20 protein-coding genes are annotated in these 19,567 nt (G+C 29.8%); all 20 read left to right on the forward strand.

Features of this window, described 5'->3' with window-relative positions:
- The first annotated feature begins 5 nt into the window (after window positions 1–5).
- The 20 genes from ACLII3_RS11915 to ACLII3_RS12010 all read left to right on the forward strand — a co-directional run bounded on the left by ACLII3_RS11915 (window position 6) and on the right by ACLII3_RS12010 (window position 19,558).
- A complete protein-coding gene (locus tag ACLII3_RS11915; RefSeq protein ID WP_412984459.1) occupies window positions 6–755 on the forward strand; it encodes an FkbM family methyltransferase in 750 nt (249 codons plus the stop codon).
- Complete coding sequence (locus ACLII3_RS11920) at window positions 755–1,516, forward strand: class I SAM-dependent methyltransferase (RefSeq protein ID WP_412984460.1); 762 nt, start codon at window positions 755–757, stop codon at window positions 1,514–1,516. The genes ACLII3_RS11915 and ACLII3_RS11920 overlap by 1 nt, the downstream gene beginning before the upstream one ends.
- Window positions 1,509–2,852 carry a hypothetical protein gene (locus tag ACLII3_RS11925; protein WP_412984461.1) on the forward strand — a complete coding sequence of 448 codons (1,344 nt, stop codon included), beginning with the start codon at window positions 1,509–1,511 and terminating at the stop codon, window positions 2,850–2,852. The genes ACLII3_RS11920 and ACLII3_RS11925 overlap by 8 nt, the downstream gene beginning before the upstream one ends.
- The gene (locus ACLII3_RS11930; RefSeq protein ID WP_412984462.1) at window positions 2,842–3,972 is read left to right on the forward strand and encodes a glycosyltransferase; all 1,131 of its coding nucleotides are present in this window, start codon (window positions 2,842–2,844) and stop codon (window positions 3,970–3,972) included. Before ACLII3_RS11925 ends, ACLII3_RS11930 begins: the two co-directional genes overlap by 11 nt.
- The gene (locus ACLII3_RS11935) at window positions 3,965–4,936 is read left to right on the forward strand and encodes a glycosyltransferase family 2 protein (protein WP_412984463.1); all 972 of its coding nucleotides are present in this window, start codon (window positions 3,965–3,967) and stop codon (window positions 4,934–4,936) included. The genes ACLII3_RS11930 and ACLII3_RS11935 overlap by 8 nt, the downstream gene beginning before the upstream one ends.
- A 2-nt stretch (window positions 4,937–4,938) precedes the next feature.
- Entirely contained in the window at window positions 4,939–5,784 is an 846-nt protein-coding gene (locus tag ACLII3_RS11940) for a glycosyltransferase (protein ID WP_412984464.1), read from the forward strand.
- A complete protein-coding gene (locus tag ACLII3_RS11945) occupies window positions 5,784–6,707 on the forward strand; it encodes a glycosyltransferase (protein WP_412984465.1) in 924 nt (307 codons plus the stop codon). The genes ACLII3_RS11940 and ACLII3_RS11945 overlap by 1 nt, the downstream gene beginning before the upstream one ends.
- A complete protein-coding gene (locus ACLII3_RS11950) occupies window positions 6,673–7,608 on the forward strand; it encodes an NAD-dependent epimerase/dehydratase family protein (protein WP_412984466.1) in 936 nt (311 codons plus the stop codon). Before ACLII3_RS11945 ends, ACLII3_RS11950 begins: the two co-directional genes overlap by 35 nt.
- A 7-nt stretch (window positions 7,609–7,615) precedes the next feature.
- Window positions 7,616–8,359 carry an FkbM family methyltransferase gene (locus tag ACLII3_RS11955; protein ID WP_412984467.1) on the forward strand — a complete coding sequence of 248 codons (744 nt, stop codon included), beginning with the start codon at window positions 7,616–7,618 and terminating at the stop codon, window positions 8,357–8,359.
- 70 nt (window positions 8,360–8,429) lie between these two features.
- The gene (locus ACLII3_RS11960; protein ID WP_412984468.1) at window positions 8,430–9,455 is read left to right on the forward strand and encodes a glycosyltransferase family A protein; all 1,026 of its coding nucleotides are present in this window, start codon (window positions 8,430–8,432) and stop codon (window positions 9,453–9,455) included.
- Window positions 9,448–10,692 (forward strand): UDP-glycosyltransferase, encoded by a 1,245-nt coding sequence (locus tag ACLII3_RS11965; protein ID WP_412984469.1) that lies wholly within the window; start codon window positions 9,448–9,450, stop codon window positions 10,690–10,692. Before ACLII3_RS11960 ends, ACLII3_RS11965 begins: the two co-directional genes overlap by 8 nt.
- A gap of 4 nt (window positions 10,693–10,696) precedes the next feature.
- Window positions 10,697–11,671 carry a glycosyltransferase family 2 protein gene (locus tag ACLII3_RS11970; RefSeq protein ID WP_412984470.1) on the forward strand — a complete coding sequence of 325 codons (975 nt, stop codon included), beginning with the start codon at window positions 10,697–10,699 and terminating at the stop codon, window positions 11,669–11,671.
- Entirely contained in the window at window positions 11,661–12,308 is a 648-nt protein-coding gene (locus tag ACLII3_RS11975) for a methyltransferase domain-containing protein (protein WP_412984471.1), read from the forward strand. Before ACLII3_RS11970 ends, ACLII3_RS11975 begins: the two co-directional genes overlap by 11 nt.
- 3 nt (window positions 12,309–12,311) lie before the next feature.
- Window positions 12,312–13,307 carry an N-acetylneuraminate synthase family protein gene (locus ACLII3_RS11980; RefSeq protein WP_412984472.1) on the forward strand — a complete coding sequence of 332 codons (996 nt, stop codon included), beginning with the start codon at window positions 12,312–12,314 and terminating at the stop codon, window positions 13,305–13,307.
- On the forward strand, window positions 13,304–14,464 hold the full coding sequence (neuC, locus tag ACLII3_RS11985; protein ID WP_412984473.1) for a UDP-N-acetylglucosamine 2-epimerase: 1,161 nt from the start codon (window positions 13,304–13,306) through the stop codon (window positions 14,462–14,464). Before ACLII3_RS11980 ends, neuC begins: the two co-directional genes overlap by 4 nt.
- Window positions 14,464–15,162, forward strand: a complete 699-nt coding sequence (locus ACLII3_RS11990) for a cytidylyltransferase domain-containing protein (protein ID WP_412984474.1) — start codon at window positions 14,464–14,466, stop codon at window positions 15,160–15,162. The genes neuC and ACLII3_RS11990 overlap by 1 nt, the downstream gene beginning before the upstream one ends.
- Window positions 15,155–16,558 (forward strand): hypothetical protein, encoded by a 1,404-nt coding sequence (locus tag ACLII3_RS11995; protein WP_412984475.1) that lies wholly within the window; start codon window positions 15,155–15,157, stop codon window positions 16,556–16,558. Before ACLII3_RS11990 ends, ACLII3_RS11995 begins: the two co-directional genes overlap by 8 nt.
- Entirely contained in the window at window positions 16,558–17,634 is a 1,077-nt protein-coding gene (locus tag ACLII3_RS12000; RefSeq protein ID WP_412984476.1) for a glycosyltransferase family 4 protein, read from the forward strand. The genes ACLII3_RS11995 and ACLII3_RS12000 overlap by 1 nt, the downstream gene beginning before the upstream one ends.
- The gene (locus tag ACLII3_RS12005; RefSeq protein WP_412984477.1) at window positions 17,625–18,764 is read left to right on the forward strand and encodes a glycosyltransferase family 4 protein; all 1,140 of its coding nucleotides are present in this window, start codon (window positions 17,625–17,627) and stop codon (window positions 18,762–18,764) included. Before ACLII3_RS12000 ends, ACLII3_RS12005 begins: the two co-directional genes overlap by 10 nt.
- On the forward strand, window positions 18,761–19,558 hold the full coding sequence (locus ACLII3_RS12010) for a sulfotransferase domain-containing protein (RefSeq protein ID WP_412984478.1): 798 nt from the start codon (window positions 18,761–18,763) through the stop codon (window positions 19,556–19,558). The genes ACLII3_RS12005 and ACLII3_RS12010 overlap by 4 nt, the downstream gene beginning before the upstream one ends.
- The last annotated feature ends 9 nt before the right edge of the window (window positions 19,559–19,567 follow it).

A 19,567-nucleotide genomic window follows, 5' to 3' on the forward strand; every position in this document is an offset into this window, starting at 1 on the left:
AACCAATGCTTGGATTTTTTAAGAAAAAAGAGATTGTAATTGGAGATAATAAGCTTGTTTTAGATGTATCTAATCCACATGAGCTTAAGTATTTTAAATCTATTGAAAATGACGATTTTTATATCTCAAGAGCTATAGTAAAGAATGGTTATAAAGTATTGGATTTAGGTGCTAATATTGGGTTTACTTCATTACTATACTTGAAGTTTGGAGCAAAAGAAGTGTATGCCGTAGAACCTATACCTGTTTTAGCGAAGAGAATAAAGAAAATTAAAACTGATAAAATCAAGTTATTCGACTTTGGAATATCAGATAAAAATGGAATAGAAAATATTTATTTGTCTACAACTCATAATCAAGGACATTCCTTAAATGATGAATGGCCTAAGAGGTTTTCTAATGTTTTTGAAAAGCTTAAAAAAATTAAAATAAAAGTAGCTAGTTTAGATAGTTTGTTTGATAATGAAGTTTTTGATTTTATCAAAATTGATATAGAAGGAAATGAGGAAAAAGCTATTTTAGGAGGAAGTGAGTTTTTTACTAGAAATAAAGATGCTGTTGTACAAATTGAGATTTATGAATGGCAATTTGAAAGAACTAATGAATTGTTGTCTAAATATTTTGCAAAAGTTTTTGTTCCAGTTATTGGTAGTGATAAAGAAGTAGAATTTGTAAAATATGATTCAAATAAGTCATTTAAGGATTACTTCGTGAATAGGCCACCAAATTTTATTTATTCAAACAAAGAAATTTAATGAAAAGAAAGGTGGAAAAAATAATTAATAAGTTATTTGGTTTATTTGGGTTAAAAGTGACCAGAAAGAATAAAGCTATTCAAAAAAATGAATTTCCTATAGTAGATGTGTTAAACGGAGAGGCTAAAATCCCTTTTAATTCTGTGCCTTTTGCAGCAGAAACTTTACAGTTTTTTGTTGAAAATTATGATTTTTCTACGGTTTTAGATATAGGAAGTGGAGAGGGAAAACATAGTGATGTGCTAAAGGAAGTAGGTAAAAAAGTTACATCTATTGATTATGGGCGTTCTGTTTACTTTGAAAAGAGAAGTGAAAATCATACTTGTGTTTATGGTGATTATTATGAGTATGAATTTGAAGAAAAATTTGACGCTATTTGGGCGTCTCATGTTTTAGAGCATCAACCAAATCCAAATCTTTTTTTAAAGAAGATTTTTAACGATTTAAAGGAAGGTGGAGTTTTGGCAATTACTGTACCTCCTTTAAAGCATGAAATTGTAGGAGGACATGTAACGTTATGGAATGCAGGTCTTTTAATCTATCAGTTGGTTTTAGCAGGATTTAATTGCCATAATGTTTCAGTGAAATCTTACGGATATAATATTAGTGTTGTTTTGGTAAAGGAGACAATAAACTTATTTCCAGAGTTAAGTTTCGATAAAGGAGATATAGATAAACTAATAAAATACTTCCCTGAAGGATATTCAGAGCCTTTTAATGGTGACATTAAAGAAATAAATTGGGTAAAGAGAAATGGATAAATATATTCTAATTTATGCTTATACTAATTTCTCAAAAGGAGAACTGAATTATTGGAATGACCTTTCTGATTTATTGAAAAAAAAAGGTTTTAAATTATTAATACTTGCGCCAATTTACCCAAATGGTAAGTATAAGTTTTTGTGTCATAAATTTACCGAAAGATTAGATGATGTTTTAATTAATCCGTTATTTAAAAATTGTAATGGAAACTTTAAAAAATATTTAGATAGAGAACTAGTTTGGTATGGTGAATCTAGTAAGGATAGATTGTCTGCTGCCAAATCTCAAAAGTTATATTTTGAGAAAATTTTAAATGAGGTTAATCCTTGTTTAGTTGTTCTAGCAAATGGGCAGCATGCTAGTGAATTAATTTTTAAAGATTTAATAAGAGAAAGAAAAATACCTTTAACTTTTTTAGAAAGAGGTTGTTTGCCAAAATCATGGCATTTAGACGATTTAGGTATTACAGCAGGAACATCTATAGCATTAAAAAAGTTAGAGGAAATAAATGTCGAAAATACTACTCATAATATTGAGTTGTTTAAGTCATACTATTTAAATGGGCAATTTACTTGGTGGCAACAACCAGAATCTAATAATCAGCTAAATATTAGAGAGAGATTTAATGTGTCAAAAGATACTAAGCTAATTTTGTTTCTAAACCAATTAGATAACGATACTTCAAATTTTTTATACTCACCGTTGTTCAATAATAATCATGAAGCATTTAGTTGGTTTCTTAAGGGAATTAAGGATGAAAATTGTTTTGTAATTGCTAAAAAGCATCCTTGGTTTTCTGGTAATGAAAATGAGTTTAGTCGTGCTTTTGAAAAACAAGGTGTAGAAGGAGTATGGATTGATGATATTTCTCTTTTTGATTGTTTAGAGCAAACTGATTATGTAGCAGCAGTAAATTCTACTGTAGTTTTTGAAGCAATGTTATATGAAAAACCTGTATTACAATTGGGTAAATCTATTTTAAGTAATAAAGAAATAGTTTACGAAATAAAAGGTAAAGATGATTTTCAAACTGTTAACCATTGGCTTGAATCACTTGAGTTTAAAGATAGAGTTGAAAGGTATAATGTTTTTATGTCCTATATGATTAAAAATGAATTATCATTTTTTTCTAAGGAATGCATTAAATTTGGGTTTAATGATAGTAAATTGTTTTTAAACTGGATTTTGTCTCGTTTGGATGATAACAGAAAAGGAAGAAAATTATTGTCTTTTCTTGAAAAGGAAAAACGTGTTAGAAAACAATATTTGGTTCAAAGAATGATGCGAAAAATTGCAAAAAAAAGTCTTAACTTAATAAAGAAATATGTTAAGTAAAATCCTTTTTATAACACACGAAACTTCACGTACAGGAGCTCCTTTTGTATTGCTACATCTTATAAAATGGTTGAAAGCAAATCAACCAAACATAGCCTTGTCGTTGTTGGTGTTACAAAGAGGTGATATACACCAAGATTTTACAGCTGTTGTTGATACAATTTACGAGTTCGAAAAAAAAACAAATGGTTTAATAAATAAAGTACAAAAAAAGGTACTTGGAAAATCAAAAACAGAAGACCCAAAACATAAAACATTAAGTGCTATAGCGCAAAATGATTACGATGTAGTGTATTCAAATACTATAGTTGCAATTCCTTATGGTAATAAAATAAAAGATTTTAATAGCAATGTTAAGCACATTGTGCATATACATGAACTTTCGGCAATAATTAAAAGTATGTTGCCAGATTTTGAAATATATGATAATGGGATAGACCATTATATAGCAGCTTCCAATTTGGTTAAAAATAATTTAATTGATAATTGGAATGTTGAAAAAAGTAAAGTGTCGAGAGTATATGAATGCTCCGAGGTATCTACACAAAAAATAAAATCATTACCAAAAAGTAAGTTTACTGTTGGTGCTTCTGGTTCTGTACATTGGCGAAAAGGAAGCGATTTATTTTTGCATGTAGCCAGATATATAAAAGCCAACCATCCAGAAGCTAATATTGAGTTTGTTTGGGTTGGAGGTATTTCTGTTGCAGAAAAAATAATTATGGATGAAGATTTAAGGAAAACTAGTTTAAATAATATGGTGTCCTTTGTAGGTTTAAAAGAAAATCCAGCCGATTATTATAATAATTTTGATGTGTTTTTAATGACTTCTAGAGAAGATCCTTTTCCATTGGTTTGTATTGAAGTTGGTATGTTGGCTAAGCCAATAATTTGTTTTGATAATGCTACAGGATCACAAGAAATTATTGAAGAAGGCGGAGGTTTTGTGGTACCATATTTAAGCATTGAAGCAATGGCAGAAAAAGTAATGTTATATTACAATGACCAAAACCAAAAAGAAGCTCATGGTAATATAAATGCAACTGCTTTTAGTAAATTTACACCACAGCAAATTTGTCCGCTTTATTTTGAGGTAATTCAAAAGATGATTAATGAGTAGTCCAACGGTTTCTATAATTGTACCTAATTACAACCATTCAAAATATCTAAATCAACGTTTAGATAGTATTCTTAATCAAACATATCAAGATTTTGAAGTTATTCTACTAGATGATGTATCTTCAGATAATAGCGTAGAAATTTTGCAAGCGTATAGCAAACATCCTAAAGTTTCATATCTTATTGTTAACGAGCAAAATTCTGGTAATACATTTAAGCAGTGGCAAAAAGGTATTGCGCTAGCTAAAGGTACTTTTGTTTGGATAGCAGAATCTGATGATTTTTGCGAACCTCATTTTTTAGAAACTGTCATTAATCCATTAAATAGTGATGAAACTATAGCATTGGCATATAGTCAATCTCATCGTGTAAATAGCAATGGTGAAGTTACAGGCAGTTGGATAACACAAACACATAGATTTAATGACAATCAGTTTGAAGCAGATTTTATACTTGATGGAAATACATTTATCGAGAAATACTTAATAGCTAAAAATGTAATACCTAATGCTAGTGCAATGGTATTTAGAAAAGATAAAATTGTAAACGATAGCTTTTTAAATATTGAGCATAACCTAAGATATTGTGGCGATTGGTTAATTTATTTCAAGTTATTGGTAAATAACAAGGTGGCTTTTGTTAGTGAAGCATTAAATAGTTTTAGGTATCATGAAAAGAGTGTTATAGCCAAGGCTAATAAACAAGAAGATAGATTAGCTATTATAGATATAGATTTTAAAATGCGAGCGGAAATGATGGCATTTTTAAATCAGCAAAAACCACAAAATCACCAGGCGATTAAAAACGCTAACAAGCAGATTGTTAGAAAACTCAAGTATGAAAAAGCCTTGTTTTTAATTAATGATAAAGTATATGCACAAGGCATAGGGCTTTTATTAACTGTGTTTGATGTGTTTTTAAAACATTATAACTTTAAAAAGAAACTAACAGCCATATTTAAATAAATATGATTTCAATAATAATTTGCTCAAGAACAGCTAATATTAACGATGCTTTAATGGAGAACATTAAAGCTACTGTTGGTTGTGTTTATGAGCTTGTTATAATTGATAACTCTAAAAATACGTACTCCATATTTGAAGCATATAACTTAGGAATCTCTAAAAGTAAGTTTGATTATTGGTGTTTTATACACGACGATATAACCTTTAAAACTAATGACTGGGGAAATGCTATTCATACTATTTTTAAGTCTAATAACGCTATAGGTTTAATTGGTGTTGCTGGAGCTAAATATAAGAGCAAAATGCCTTCTGCTTGGTGGAGTTGTGACGATAAGGATAGAATAACATATTTAATTCAGCATTTTAAAGATAAACCTAAAGAATTTTGGAATGTCGGTTTTACAAAAGAAAACACAACCGAAGATGTAGTTGCGATTGATGGCGTGTTTATGGCAGCTAAAAAAGACGAACGTATTCGTTTTAATACAACCTTAAAAGGTTTTCATAACTACGATTTAAACCTAGCGTTAGAGTATAAAAAATTAGGCTATGATATTGTAGTAACTAATAAGTTATTGATAGAACATTTTTCATTAGGTACACTAAATGCTAGTTGGTATACATCAACAGCTAAACTGCATGAGTTATATAAAAATACGCTACCTCTTGCGATTAAAGATGAGCTACAGTTTAATAAATCAATTGAGTTTCAAAATGGAGCTAAGTATTTAAAAAGCATTGCAAAGCAAGGTGTTGACAAATATGTTTTGTCTCTTTGGTTAAAACTATTTTGGTTAAAACCACTGGCTAAGTTTCATTTTAAATTTTTAAAGCAATTAGTTTTTTAATGTTAGCAATTGTAATTCCATATTATAAGAAACAGTTTTTTGAAAAAACCTTACAGTCGTTGGCAAATCAAACTGACCAACGCTTTAAGGTGTATGTTGGTGACGATGGTAGTTTAGAATCTTGCAATGACCTTATTGATACATATAGTACAAAAATATCACTTTCTTATTTTCGATTTGATGAGAATGTAGGAGGGAAGTCTTTAGTGAATCATTGGAAACGTTGTTTGCATTTAGTTGAAGACGAATCTTGGGTAATGTTTTTGGGCGATGATGATGTGTTAGGAGATAATGTTGTAGAAGCATTTTACACTTTTATTGCAAGGGATTATGACGATATAAACGTAGTTAGATATGCTACTAAAAAAATAAATTATGATGACAAGATGATAACTGATGCTTATCATTTTGATACTATTGAGAGCTCTAAAGAAATATTGTTTAATAACAAGAGAAGCTCTTTAAGCGAATTCATTTTTAATAAAGAAAAACTACTTAAAACAGGCTTTGTAGATTTCCATTTAGCTTGGATGTCCGACATTATGCTTGTCTTAGAAGTGTCAAATTTTGATAATATATATACTGCTAATGAAGCACTAGTTTATGTAAGGGTTTCCGATTTAAGTATTTCTGGAAAAAAGGATAATATTAAGTTAAAAGAAAGGGCTGTTTTTGAATTTTATTACTACTTGTTAAAGAAAAGTATTACTAAATTTTCTGGAAATCAATTAGATATGTTGTATTTTAGGATGAACAAAGGCTATTTAAATGACAAAAAAAATGTAAACTTCTTTTTAAAGGTTACATACATTTATCTGTCTAGATTTAAACTGCGTTTGTATTTTAAGTTCTTAAAATCAGTTTTTAGTAACGTAAAACAAGTTCTAGATGAAAAACATATTAATAACAGGAGGCGCAGGTAATATTGGTAGTGCACTATCTAGTGTGTTAGCAACTAATTCGAGTAACAACATTGTAATTGTAGATAACTTGTCAACAGGCTCAATGGACAAAGTGCCCAAGGCTTCAAATATTAAGTTTATTAAGGCTAATGTTAATATCTATAACGACATTGTGCCTATTTTTGGGCGTTATGATTTTGATTATGTTTTCCATTTTTCAGCAGTTGTTGGTGTATGTAGAACACTTGATAATCCAACATCAGTATTAAATGATATTGAAGGGATTAAAAATGTTTTGTCGCTTTCTAAAAACTCAGGTGTCAAACGTGTGTTTTACTCTAGTTCTTCCGAAGTTTATGGTGAGCCTTTCGAAATTCCACAAAATGAAAATACTACGCCTTTAAATTCTAGATTACCTTATGCTATTGTAAAAAACGTTGGTGAAGCATTTTGTAGGTCTTATTTTAAGGAGTATGGATTAGAATATACTATTTTTAGGTTTTTTAATACCTATGGACCAAACCAAAGTCAAGATTTTGTGGTGCCAAAATTTTTAGAACAAGCACAAAACGATTTGCCAATCACTATTTATGGTGATGGTTTACAAACAAGATCTTTTTGTTATGTTGAAGATACCATTACAGCTTGTATTGAGGCGTTTAGAAGTGGTAATTATGTAAATGATGTATTAAATGTTGGAAATGATAATGAAATGACCATATTAGAATTAGCAAAACGAATTATTAAGGTTACTAACTCTAAATCAGAAATTATTCATTTGCCAGCGTTAAAAGAAGGTGATATGACACGTCGTTGTCCAGATATTACTAAAATGAAAAAAATATTGAATAGAGATTTAATTACTCTAGAGGAGGGATTACAACAAATTATAGCTTATAAAAATTTAGTCCCAAAAGATTAAGTAAATAATGAAATTAAAAAAACGATTAAAAAAGGCATTAAAGTCTGTTGGATACGACTTAGTAAAATTAAATGGAGGCTTAGGTAAAGGTACCATGGAAAATGAGCTTATGAAGTTTATTAATGAAGTCGATACCGATTTAATATTAGATATTGGTGCAAATAGAGGGCAATTTGGAAAGGCCATTATTAATTATGGATACAAAAAAAATCTACTGTCTTTTGAGCCACTTTCTAACATGTATAAAATTTTAGAAAGCGAAAGTGAAAAACATCCAAATTGGCACCTTTATGAGCGTTGTTGTGTAGGTAATGAAGAAAAAACAACCACAATTAATGTTTCAAATTTAGTTGGTAATAGCTCAGTTCTCGACATTAAAAGCACAAAATTTAATGTTAATAATAGCCATTATATAGCAAAAGAAGAAGTGCCACAAATTACATTGGCGAATCTTAATAATCATGCATTGATTAAAAATTCAAAAAATGTATTCATTAAAATGGATATTCAAGGTTTTGAGCATTTTGTAATTGAAGATTTGCCTAACATTAATTTTAATGTTGTAGGTTTTTATATCGAATTGTCCTTAGTTAATTTGTATGATGGACAGAAAGATTATCTTTATATCTGCAATCAGTTAAAGCAATTGTGTTATGATTTGGTTTATATCATGCCAGAAAGCATTCGGTCTAATCGAATGATTCAAGTAAATGGTATATTTCTACATAATTCAAAAAGTTTTAAAGCTTAATTTAATAGCTTTACTGAATCAATATTAGCAATAAATAGTTTAGTTAAGACACGTAATCTTTTTTGATTAAATGAGAGACGCCGCAAATCCTGAAAAAGGAAAATTATTTACGATGGATGATTACACGCATCAAGTAATTATTCCTGTATATATACCTAATCATGAAGATTATTTTAGAGATGGTCTTCGCATTTTAAAAATATGTATTAATTCATTGCTTAATACAAGCCATGATAAAACATATGTAACTATTGTAAATAATGGAAGCCATAAAGATGTAATTCACTACTTAAATACGCTTTTAGACCAAAATAAAATCCATGAAGTAATTCATACTGCAAATGTTGGGAAAATTAATGGCGTTATTAAAGGTTTAAAAGGACATTTTTTTGATCTTGTAACGGTCTCTGATGCTGATGTGTTTTTTAAAGAAGGTTGGCAAAATGAAACTGTAAAAGTGTTTAATGCATTTCCAAAAGCTGGTGTTGTTGGTGTGGTGCCACAATTTAGATTATATAGCGATTTATGCTATAATTTACTTTACGATAACTTCTTTTCTAAAAAATTAAAGTTCGAAAAAGTAAAGAATCCTCAAGCAATGGAGCATTTTTATAATAGCATAGGTTGGACCAATTTAGAACAAGCTTTTTTAGATTCTCATTTAACGCTTAGTAATAATGACGGATTTAGGGCTGTTGTTGGTTCAGGGCATTTTGTAGCAACATATAAAAATGCAGCATTTCAATATATGCCTCAAGAAACTTGTCAGTTTAAAATTAACAAAGGAGAACGTTTATATTTTGACGAACCCGTTTTAAAAACTGATAGCTGGCGACTTACTACTACTAATAACTATGCTTATCATATGGGAAATGTACATGAACCATGGATGGACGAAGAATTATCTAAAATTAACGCTAGTAAAGAAAACCCTTATTTAGCTTATAAACATGCTAATAATAATTCTAGTAGTTCAAAGTTTAGTTTTGTATTGAAAAATAAATTATTTGCTAAATTCTTTAAAAGAAAACCAGTCTTAAAATGGTTTTTAAAGAATAAAAAGATAGAGAAACACAATCTTTCTGCACATGTCTAAACGTATTCTGGTTGTTTTAGAGTCTATTGATGTTAATGATAGTAGTGGTACTAAAGGTAGAGTGGCACTCATTAACAACTTACACAAAATTGGCTATAAGCTAAAAGTGTTACATTATACTAGAAAACCAATTACTTTAGAAGGTATAGATACTGTTGCTATTAAAGAAAAGAAATTCAATTTCTATTATGTGTTAAGCAGAGTAAGACGTTTAACATTACGACATTTTAAAATTGATCTCTTCAAAAATATTGATCATTATTTAGGTTTTTCATTTGGATTTTTTAACGACTCATTAAGTATTTCAAGAGCTATAAAAAAGCACTTTAAGAATGAAGATTTAGTGCTAACCCTTAGTAAAGGCACAAACTTTATTCCGCATCATGCGATGTTAAAATGTCCTAATTTGTACAATAAATGGGCTTCTTATATACATGACCCTTTTCCATATCATTGCTATCCTCAACCATATAAATGGAATCAACCAGGATATAAACAAAAGGAAGCATTTTTCACAGAAGTTACTAATAAATCTAAGTATTCTATATTTCCTTCTCAGTTGCTAAAAGAATGGATGGGTAATTTCTTTCCACAAGTATTAAAGTCTGGAGTGGTAATTCCTCATCAAAATTTAAGTGTTGCAGTAGATTCTGCTGTTGAACTACCAAGCTTTTTTGAAACAGAGAAGTTTAATATTCTCCACGCTGGAAATTTAATGAAACAAAGACCTCCTTTTGGATTAATTGAAGGCTTTCAAAAATTTATTAATAATCACCCAGAAGCAAAGGAAAATGCAAGATTGTTGTTAGTTGGGAAGTTTAAAGATCATAAAGAAAAAATAGTACATTATGTTGATCAAATGGAACAACTAATAGTACATTCAAATTTGCCATTCAATATTGTAAATGCAATGCAACACAAGGCTAGTGCTAATGTAATATTAGAAGCGAAGTCAGATATAAGTCCTTTTTTACCTGGGAAATTTCCACATTGTGTATATGCCAATAAACCGATTATAGAGTTAGGACCAAAACGTAGTGAGGTTAATCGACTTTTAGGAGATGATTACGCTTATAGTGCAGAAGTTGATGATGTTGATAAAATAGAGAAACTAATAGTGCAACTTTATACTAAATGGAAAAAAGATAGAACAGGATTAAAGTTGAATAGAACCGATTTAAACGATTATTTAAGTTTGAGTTATTTACAAAAGCAAATGGATAGTATTTTAAATTAAAAGTATGAGTAATCCGTTAATATCTATAATAATACCAACATACAATAGGAAACATTTTCTTATTGAAACACTTCAAAGTGTAATACAACAAAATTATACAAATTGGGAATGTGTAATTATTGACGATGGCTCTACTGATGGAACCGAAGAAGCAATAAATAAAACTTTTGCTTCCGAAAATAGAATTTCATTTTATAAGCGTCCATCAAATGTTGCTAAAGGAGCTAATTCTAGTAGAAATTATGGTTTTAAAAAATCTCAAGGGCAATATGTAAATTGGTTTGATAGCGATGATATTATGTTGCCCAACTTTTTGAGTGATAAAGCTGCATATATTGACGATAGCTATGATTTAATAATTGCTGCTGGAGTATTAACCGACGAAAATTTAAAAACAAAAAGAGTATTAGAGGTTATTCAAACAGATGCTATTTACAAAGATTTTGTGTTGTCTAAACTAAACTTACTAACACCATCAATACTTTTTAAGAGAAGCTTTTTAGAAGGAAAACAATTGTATTCTGATGAACTTTTAACAAGTCATGAAACCGAGTTTTATTCAAGGATATTATACAAATGTAAGCCAACACAATATAAAATAGTCAATATACCTACTTATTTATACCGCTCGCATAACGATTCACTTACTGTAGATAATACATCGTATAGAAATGACTTTAAAAAGTCTGAATCTTTTGTGTTAATGACTAATTTAAAAAGAGCATTAGAGCTTAGAGATGCCGATTTAATACAAAGTGCTTATAGAATGTTGGTAAACCAATTGTTTAGGGCAATTAAATATAAAGACGAATATAATATTAGGTTTATTTTAGAGACATTTGAAACGTGTTTAGGAAATAAAAATAAAGGATTAATAAGTTTATTAAAAGCGTTGGTTTTTATGAGTCAAAAATTTGGAATTCATAAGTTGCGTTGGGATAAATTTATAAAAAGGAAAAGAATTAATTATGAAAGATGATGTGAAAATATATCACGATAGGTCAATTTTTGCTGAGGAAATGCTTGGTAAGTACCAATCTCAATTTCCAATAAAAACAATTAGTGATATTGGTTCTGGTTATGGTAAATTTCGTCAAATGGTTGAAGGCTTAGGTTTAACATGGCAGCCTTTTGATGCTAATCAAAAACTGGAAGAGACTATTATTTGGGATTTAAACAAACCAGCTCCTAACGAAAGTCAAACTCCTGGTGGTGCTTTATTTTTAGAAGTATTAGAACATCTTTCTAATCCAGAATTAGGTATAAGTAATATATCCAAACATATATCAAAAGATGGTATTTTAATATTAACGGTACCAAATCCAAGATCAAGTAAAAATAAAATTAACTTGATTACTAAAGGTCAATTATACGCTTTTCAAGATAAGCATTTAGAAGAACACCATGTGTTCACACCTTGGTCTCATATTGTGAAATTTTTCCTAGAAAAATACGATTTTGAGATTTTAGAATATGCCATTGTAGATGTAAAATATTTAAAAATTAAGCCTAAAAACTTAAAAGAGTTCATTAAATTTAAAATTGAAAGAATAATTGAATATTTTGATCCTTTGTCTAAAGGAATGAGTTACGGAATCGTAGCAAAAAAGAGATAATTTATGTTTATAATAGCCGAAATTGGTCAAGCTCATAATGGTAGTTTAGGTATGGCTCACGCATATATTGATGCCTTAGCCAAAACAGGAATAGACGCCATAAAATTCCAAACACATATTGCAGAAGCAGAAAGTAGCATACACGAACCATTTAGAGTGAAGTTTTCTAAACAAGATGCTACAAGGTTTGATTATTGGAAACGTATGGAGTTTACTTTGGAGCAATGGAAAGATTTAAAAGCACATTGTGATGAAGTAGGATTAGAGTTTATGAGTTCTCCCTTTAGCAATGCTGCAGTTGATGTTTTAGAAGTAGTAGGTGTAAAGCGTTATAAAATAGGCTCAGGCGAAGTCAACAACTTTTTATTATTAGAAAAAATAGCACAAACAGGAAAGCCAATAATAGTATCTTCTGGGATGAGTTCTTTTGATGAGTTAGATGATACTGTTGCTTTTTTAAAAGAAAAGAATTGTGATTATTCAATATTACAATGTACCACATCGTACCCAACACAGCCAGAAAATTTTGGCCTAAATGTTATTCAAGAAATAAAATCACGTTATAATGTAGCTGTAGGGTTTTCAGACCATTCTGGAAGTGCAGAAGCTTGTATAGCAGCCGCAGCTTTAGGCGCAGAAATTTTTGAATTTCATGCAGTCTTCAATAAATCAATGTTTGGTCCAGATGTAACATCGTCGTTGACTATAGATGAAATATCAAGTTTAACAATTGCGTTGAAGAACATCGAAAAGGCACTAAATAATGCTGTAGACAAAAATGATATTTCTAAATTTGAAAGTCTGAAGAATATCTTTGAGAAATCATTAGCTGTTAATAAGGATTTGCCTGAAGGACATATCATAACATTCAACGATTTAGAAGCTAAAAAGCCTGCTAATAAAGGTATAAAGGCTTCAAGGTTTAAAGAGGTTATTGGGAAAAAAGTAGCTAGAAAAATGATGCAATGGGATTTCTTAAATGAAAATGACATTATATGAGTAAACGAAAAATTTGTGTTGTAATAACAGCACGTCCTTCATATAGTAGAGTTAAAACAGCTTTAACTGCTATCAAAAATCATCCAGATTTAGAGTTACAGTTAGTAATTGCTGGTTCTGCATTGTTAGATAGGTATGGAAATGCTATAAATTATATAGAGCAAGATGGCTTTAATATTGATGCTAAAGTTTTTATGGTTTTAGAAGGTGAAAACAAAACTTCTATGGCAAAAACTACAGGTTTAGGAGTTATGGAGCTTGCTAATACTTTTTATAACTTAAAACCAGATGCTGTAGTAACCATTGCAGATCGTTTTGAAACCATTGCAACATCTATTGCAGCTGCATATCAAAACATTCCGTTAGTACATATTCAAGGAGGAGAAGTAACTGGAAATATTGATGAAAAAGTACGACATGCTAATACAAAATTAGCAGATATTCATCTTGTAGCATCTCAAGATGCAAAAGAAAGATTAATTAAAATGGGTGAAGAAGAGGCTTATGTATTTAATACTGGCTGTCCATCCATTGATATAGCACATCAAATAAAACAAAATTCAACTTTAGATTTTGAACCTATTAAAAAATATGGAGGTGTTGGTAAAGACATAGATTGGAGAAATGGTTATTTGGTGGTAATGCAACATCCAGTAACTACAGAGTATGAACAAGCTAAGGAGCATATAACTTCTACACTAAAAGTTATTGACCAATTAAATGTTCCAACTTTTTGGTTTTGGCCTAATGTAGATGCTGGAGCAGACGGAACTTCAAACGGAATTCGATCCTATCGAGAATTATACCAACCAGAGAATATTCACTTTTTTAAGAACATGATTCCTGAAGACTTCTTAAAACTATTGGTTAATAGTAAAGGTCTAATTGGAAACTCTAGTGTAGGTATAAGAGAATGTGCTTTTTTAGGTGTTCCAGTGGTTAATATTGGTACAAGACAACATGGTAGGCAAAGAGGTAAAAATGTTATTGATGTATCCTACCAACCAGAAGAAATTAAAAAAGCTATTGAGCAAAAACTATTAAACTCCACTAATGATGTTTCCGATAAAATATATGGAAGAGGTGATTCTGGAGAACAAATAGCTGAGGTCTTAGCTACTGTAGCGTTAAGGTTTCATAAAACAATTACTTACTAATGCGAATTTTAGGTTTGATACCAGCAAGAGGAGGCTCTAAAGGTGTTCCAGGAAAAAATATAAAGTTTTTAAACGGAAGACCTCTATTGCAATATACTGTTGATGCTGCTAAGCAATCCAAAGATTTGTCAAAAGTAATTTTAAGCTCAGATAGTGATGCTATTATTGAAGTTGCTAAAGGATTAGATTTAGAAGTCCCTTTTAAAAGACCAGCAGATTTAGCTCAAGATAAATCACCAACATTACCTGTGATTTTACATGCTTTAGAATATTTTGAAAGTCAAGGTGAGTACTTTGATGCTGTGTGTTTATTACAAGTTACTTGTCCTTTTAAAACAGGCGATTTTATAGATAAAGCTATCAAGAAATTTAAAGATTCTAATGCAGATGCTTTAGTATCTGTACAGGAAGTACCAGATAAGTTTAATCCGCATTGGATATTTAAAGAAAATATTGAAGGTAATTTAAAACTGTTTTCTAATGATGAAAAAATTATTTCAAGAAGACAAGACTTGCCAAAAGTCTATCATAGAGATGGTTTAATTTATATAACTAAAACAGAAGTGCTAAGAAAACAACAATCACTTTATGGTGACACCTTAGCATTTATAATTTCACCTCCAGAGTTTAATGTAAATATCGATACGTTAGAAGATTGGGAAAAGGCTGAAAATATGTTACAAACAAGAAATGAATAATAAACGAGTAGGTATAGTAATAACTGATGGTGTAGGCTTTAGAAATTATATTTTAAGTGATTTTTTAAAAGAAGCCGAAGCAACTTATAAAGAGGTGATTATTTATTCATTTCTACCTAAATCTGCATATAAAGGTTTTATAACAAGTGCTCAAGTTATTGAGTTAGAAGATATCCAAGATGGATTTTTTACTTGGTTCTTTATGAAATTAAAAGAGGTTGCACACATGCAACTAAATCGTAAAGGTAATTTTGGTATTCAATTTAATTACAATCGTAATAAAGCTAAAGGAAGCACAAATAGAGACCATGCAAAACGATTTATTTATGCTTTCACACAACTGTTTCATTCCGAAAGATGGATTTCATTTTTTAATAAGTGTCAGCAAAGAACATTCAAAAATCATAAGATTACCAAGCAGTATTTTGAGTTATTGAAATCACATAATGTCGATTTTTTATTTTTTACACATCAAAGACCTCCATACATAGCGCCGTTAGTATATGCTGCTAATAAGTTAGGAATAAAGGTATGTACATTTATTTTTAGTTGGGATAATTTAGCATCTAAGGGTAGAATGGCTGCTACTTTCGACTATTATTTTGTGTGGAGTGAATTAATGAAGTCTGAACTGTTAGACTTTTACTCAAAAATAAAGAGTAGACAAATTTTTGTAGTTGGAACACCGCAGTTTGAACCATATGTGTTGGAGAGATATGGCTTAGAAGAAAGTGATTTTAAAACAAAATTTACTTTAAATAAAAACGAAAAAACGATTTGTTATAGTTGTGGAGATGTAACTACTAGTCAAAATGATGGCTTGTACGTAGAAACAATTGCCGAAGCTATTGCTAATGGAGAAATACCAAAAAATACTAACTTTTTAGTACGCACCTCACCAGCCGAAACTGCCGAAAGATTTATATACTTAAAAGATAAATACCCTTTTATTATCTGGAATTATCCAAAATGGCCTTTAAGTAGAGAAGAACATCAAGAAACTTGGTCGCAGCGTATCCCTGCGGTTGAGGATATGACTGATTTAAAATCAATACTAAAATACTGTGATGTATTTGTAAATATGTGTTCAACAATGAGTTTGGACGCTATGTGTTTTGATAGACCAGTTATTAACCCAGTGTTTGGAAATAAAGAGAATGGTTTATATGATGACCAACGATTTTTAAACTATTTACATTATAAACGTGTTGCCGAAAGTGGAGCTGTGGCTATCGTAAAAAATAAAGAAGAACTAATTTCTGGCATTTTAGAAGCAATTGATAACCCAAAACTAAGGTTAGAAGCGCAGAAAAACTTATTAAAAACGCAGGTGTCACATAAACTAGAAGGAACATCAAAAAGAATTGTAAATACTATAAACCAATGTATTAGTTAATGGGAAAACGAATGGCTATAATATGTAATTATAACCTTTCTCCAGATAGAATTGGAGGTATGGATAGGTTTTATGTTGCGTTTGATGCTAAAGCAAGAAAACAAGGTTATAAGGTCGATTGGTTTTTTCCTGTATATAATGGTTTTGAGTTTTTTAAAGATCTAACTATTCATAGTTCTAATAATGAAAGATTAAGTGATTTTTTTATTAATCATATCAAAAATACTGGAGTTGCCTACGATGTCGTAATTACGCATTTTATTGAATTATGTACATCATTCTATAAAGAAATAAAATCGTTAAATAATAAAACACATATAATTGCTGTAGACCATAATCCAAGACCATTACAAGGATTCCCTTTTAAAAAGCGAATTAAGAATAAGCTAAAAGGCATGCTTTATGGAAAATATATCAACCAGTTTATTGGCGTATCTAAGTACACTACATATCATATTTTAAATGACTACGGTAAGCATCTAAAGAAGAAAACTAAAGTAGTGTATAATGGAATTGATATAAATGTTTTTCAAAAACGTACACAATTAAATGATTTTAAGTTTATTGTAGCGTCGCATTTACGTCCTTCAAAAGGGATTCAAGATTTAATTGAGGCAGTGTCTTTAATAGATAAATCCATTGCTTCAAAAATGCAAATTGATATTTATGGTGAAGGTCCTATGCAAGACGAATTATTAAAGCTTACTAATCATAACAATCTTGAAGATATAATTAGTTTTAAAGGTAGTTCTCCTAAGCTTCATGAGTTGTTTAGTAATTATAGTTATATGATTCAACCAACGTATATGGAATGTTTTAGCTTGTCTATTTTAGAAAGTCTATCAGCAAACATTCCTGTAATTACAACACAAGTTGGTGGTAACCTTGAAGTAATTAATGATGGTGAAAATGGTTTTATATTCAATGCAGGAAACATTGAAAAGTTAAAACAGATTTTAGAAGATATTGTTACTCAAAAACGAGGGATAACCATGGATGTAAGTCTTTTGGTCAAAGACAATTATTATTTAGATAAAATGGTAGAGGATCACATAAAGTTATTACCATGCATATAGCGTTTTTAACACCAGAATATCCTCATGAAAAACTGAACAGATCAGGTGGATTAGGTACAAGTATCAAAAACTTAGCCATGGCATTGTTACAAAAAGATGTGAAGGTTACAGTGTTTGTGGTGTACCAGTCTAAAAATGAAGAATTTGAAGATGAAGGCGTAATAATAAAAAGTATAGCTCATAAAAAGTATCCTTTTTTAGGTTGGTATTTAGAGCGAAAACGTATCCAAAAAATAGTTCAAAAAGATATTTCTGAAAATGCTATAAATCTTATCGAAGCACCAGATTGGACTGGAGTTTCTGCTTTTATGAGGTTTTCAATACCATTGGTAATTAGAATTCATGGAAGTGATGCTTATTTTTGTCATTTAGAAAATAGAAAGCAGAAGTGGAAAAACTATTTTCAAGAACGAAATGCATTAACTAATGCTAATGCAATCATTTCGGTTAGTGATTTTTCAGGAGCACTTACAACATCTATTTTTAAATTAAAAAAGAAAACCAAGACCATTTACAATGGTATAGACATAGATAAGTTTAGCCCAAGTTTAGAATGCGAACCTAATCAAATACTATATTTTGGAACCTTAGTAAGAAAAAAAGGTGTGTTAGAATTAGCGCAAATATTCAATTTGATTATTGAAAAAAATCCCGAAGCAAAACTGTTATTAATAGGGAAAGATAATATGGATGTATTCGAGAAAAAATCAACCTTAAGTTTGTTTAAGTCTTTATTGTCATCTGCAGCTTCACAACAGCTTAATTACATTCCAGAAGTGCCATATAACCAAGTGAAAAGTTATATAAGTAATGCTTCTGTAGTAGTGTTACCAAGTTTTGCTGAGGCATTTCCTATGACTTGGTTGGAGACTATGGCAATGGAAAAGCCATTGGTTGCATCTAATATTGGATGGTCAAAAGAGTTGATTGAAAATGGAATAACAGGTTATGCAATTAATCCAACAAATCATAAAACTTATGCTGAAACAATAAAAAGTCTTTTAGAGGATAAAACACTTTGTCATAAAGTAGGGAAGGCAGCTAGACAGAAGATTGTTAATGAGTTTTCAATGAGTTTGGTTGTCGATAAAAACATTGAATACTATAAACATATAATTAGTAAGAGATGATTGAAGAAAAATTAATTTTTTTAAACTCGCAATCACCTCGTTCAGGTCATAATTTTGTAGCTGAGGTTATTAGGAAGATTGTAGATTGTGAAACGCCAATTGGTGATCGAAGTGAAATACCTTTTAATCCTATTTTAAGTGTTTATCACAAGACACTTAACACTTACTTTTCAAGTGGAGGAAGTAAGGCATTTTTAGATGATTTATTTATAAATGATATAAGAGATAAGTTGCTTAAAAACAATACGAATGTTTTAATAAAGTATACCAATTATACAGGAGCAAAAGACGCTAAACAAATTTATAAAGACGATATACATATACTTTCTATAAGAGATCCTAAAGACTGTTTATTGTCTTTATTTAAAGGAATGAAGTATAAAAAGGGTTATAAGTCTTTATTAAAAAAAATGGCCTTGCCTTTTGGATTATATCATTATACGTTTTCAAAAAAATACAGTGATAAGATATTAGCGGAAATACCAAATGTGAATGACTTTTTTGTGATTAAATATGAAGATTTAGTTACAAAAAATGAAGAGTCATTAAAGCAGTTAATTAATCTTTTTAATTCTAATATTTCTGTTGAAGAATTAAAAGAAAAAATGGATAATGTAAAGGTGTTAAATTCGTCTTTTTACAAGGAGGAGACTAACTCTAAAACCATGTGGGAAGCTTCAGAGAAAAGTACAAAATTTAATCCTGTAAACAGAAATAAAGGTTTCAATTTCTTGCAAATTTTAGGCGTGAAAATTGGGTCTAAGAGATTAAGAAAAAGAATGGGTTACATTTAAAAAGTAAGA

The sequence above is a fragment of the Pontimicrobium sp. IMCC45349 genome (assembly GCF_047219225.1).
Lineage (GTDB): Bacteria > Bacteroidota > Bacteroidia > Flavobacteriales > Flavobacteriaceae > IMCC45349.

Excerpts from the sequence above, each read along its gene's own strand:
- ACLII3_RS11930 (WP_412984462.1), top strand. The coding sequence starts at position 2,842 with ATGTTAAGTAAAATCCTTTTTATAACACACGAAACTTCACGTACAGGA.
- ACLII3_RS11960 (WP_412984468.1), top strand. The coding sequence starts at position 8,430 with ATGAGAGACGCCGCAAATCCTGAAAAAGGAAAATTATTTACGATGGAT.
- ACLII3_RS11995 (WP_412984475.1), top strand. The coding sequence starts at position 15,155 with ATGAATAATAAACGAGTAGGTATAGTAATAACTGATGGTGTAGGCTTT.
- ACLII3_RS11950 (WP_412984466.1), top strand. The coding sequence starts at position 6,673 with ATGAAAAACATATTAATAACAGGAGGCGCAGGTAATATTGGTAGTGCA.
- ACLII3_RS11915 (WP_412984459.1), top strand. The coding sequence starts at position 6 with ATGCTTGGATTTTTTAAGAAAAAAGAGATTGTAATTGGAGATAATAAG.
- ACLII3_RS11955 (WP_412984467.1), top strand. The coding sequence starts at position 7,616 with ATGAAATTAAAAAAACGATTAAAAAAGGCATTAAAGTCTGTTGGATAC.
- ACLII3_RS11920 (WP_412984460.1), top strand. The coding sequence starts at position 755 with ATGAAAAGAAAGGTGGAAAAAATAATTAATAAGTTATTTGGTTTATTT.
- ACLII3_RS11940 (WP_412984464.1), top strand. The coding sequence starts at position 4,939 with ATGATTTCAATAATAATTTGCTCAAGAACAGCTAATATTAACGATGCT.
- ACLII3_RS11945 (WP_412984465.1), top strand. The coding sequence starts at position 5,784 with ATGTTAGCAATTGTAATTCCATATTATAAGAAACAGTTTTTTGAAAAA.
- ACLII3_RS11990 (WP_412984474.1), top strand. The coding sequence starts at position 14,464 with ATGCGAATTTTAGGTTTGATACCAGCAAGAGGAGGCTCTAAAGGTGTT.
- neuC (WP_412984473.1), top strand. The coding sequence starts at position 13,304 with ATGAGTAAACGAAAAATTTGTGTTGTAATAACAGCACGTCCTTCATAT.
- ACLII3_RS11970 (WP_412984470.1), top strand. The coding sequence starts at position 10,697 with ATGAGTAATCCGTTAATATCTATAATAATACCAACATACAATAGGAAA.
- ACLII3_RS12010 (WP_412984478.1), top strand. The coding sequence starts at position 18,761 with ATGATTGAAGAAAAATTAATTTTTTTAAACTCGCAATCACCTCGTTCA.
- ACLII3_RS12005 (WP_412984477.1), top strand. The coding sequence starts at position 17,625 with ATGCATATAGCGTTTTTAACACCAGAATATCCTCATGAAAAACTGAAC.
- ACLII3_RS12000 (WP_412984476.1), top strand. The coding sequence starts at position 16,558 with ATGGGAAAACGAATGGCTATAATATGTAATTATAACCTTTCTCCAGAT.
- ACLII3_RS11925 (WP_412984461.1), top strand. The coding sequence starts at position 1,509 with ATGGATAAATATATTCTAATTTATGCTTATACTAATTTCTCAAAAGGA.
- ACLII3_RS11935 (WP_412984463.1), top strand. The coding sequence starts at position 3,965 with ATGAGTAGTCCAACGGTTTCTATAATTGTACCTAATTACAACCATTCA.
- ACLII3_RS11975 (WP_412984471.1), top strand. The coding sequence starts at position 11,661 with ATGAAAGATGATGTGAAAATATATCACGATAGGTCAATTTTTGCTGAG.
- ACLII3_RS11980 (WP_412984472.1), top strand. The coding sequence starts at position 12,312 with ATGTTTATAATAGCCGAAATTGGTCAAGCTCATAATGGTAGTTTAGGT.
- ACLII3_RS11965 (WP_412984469.1), top strand. The coding sequence starts at position 9,448 with ATGTCTAAACGTATTCTGGTTGTTTTAGAGTCTATTGATGTTAATGAT.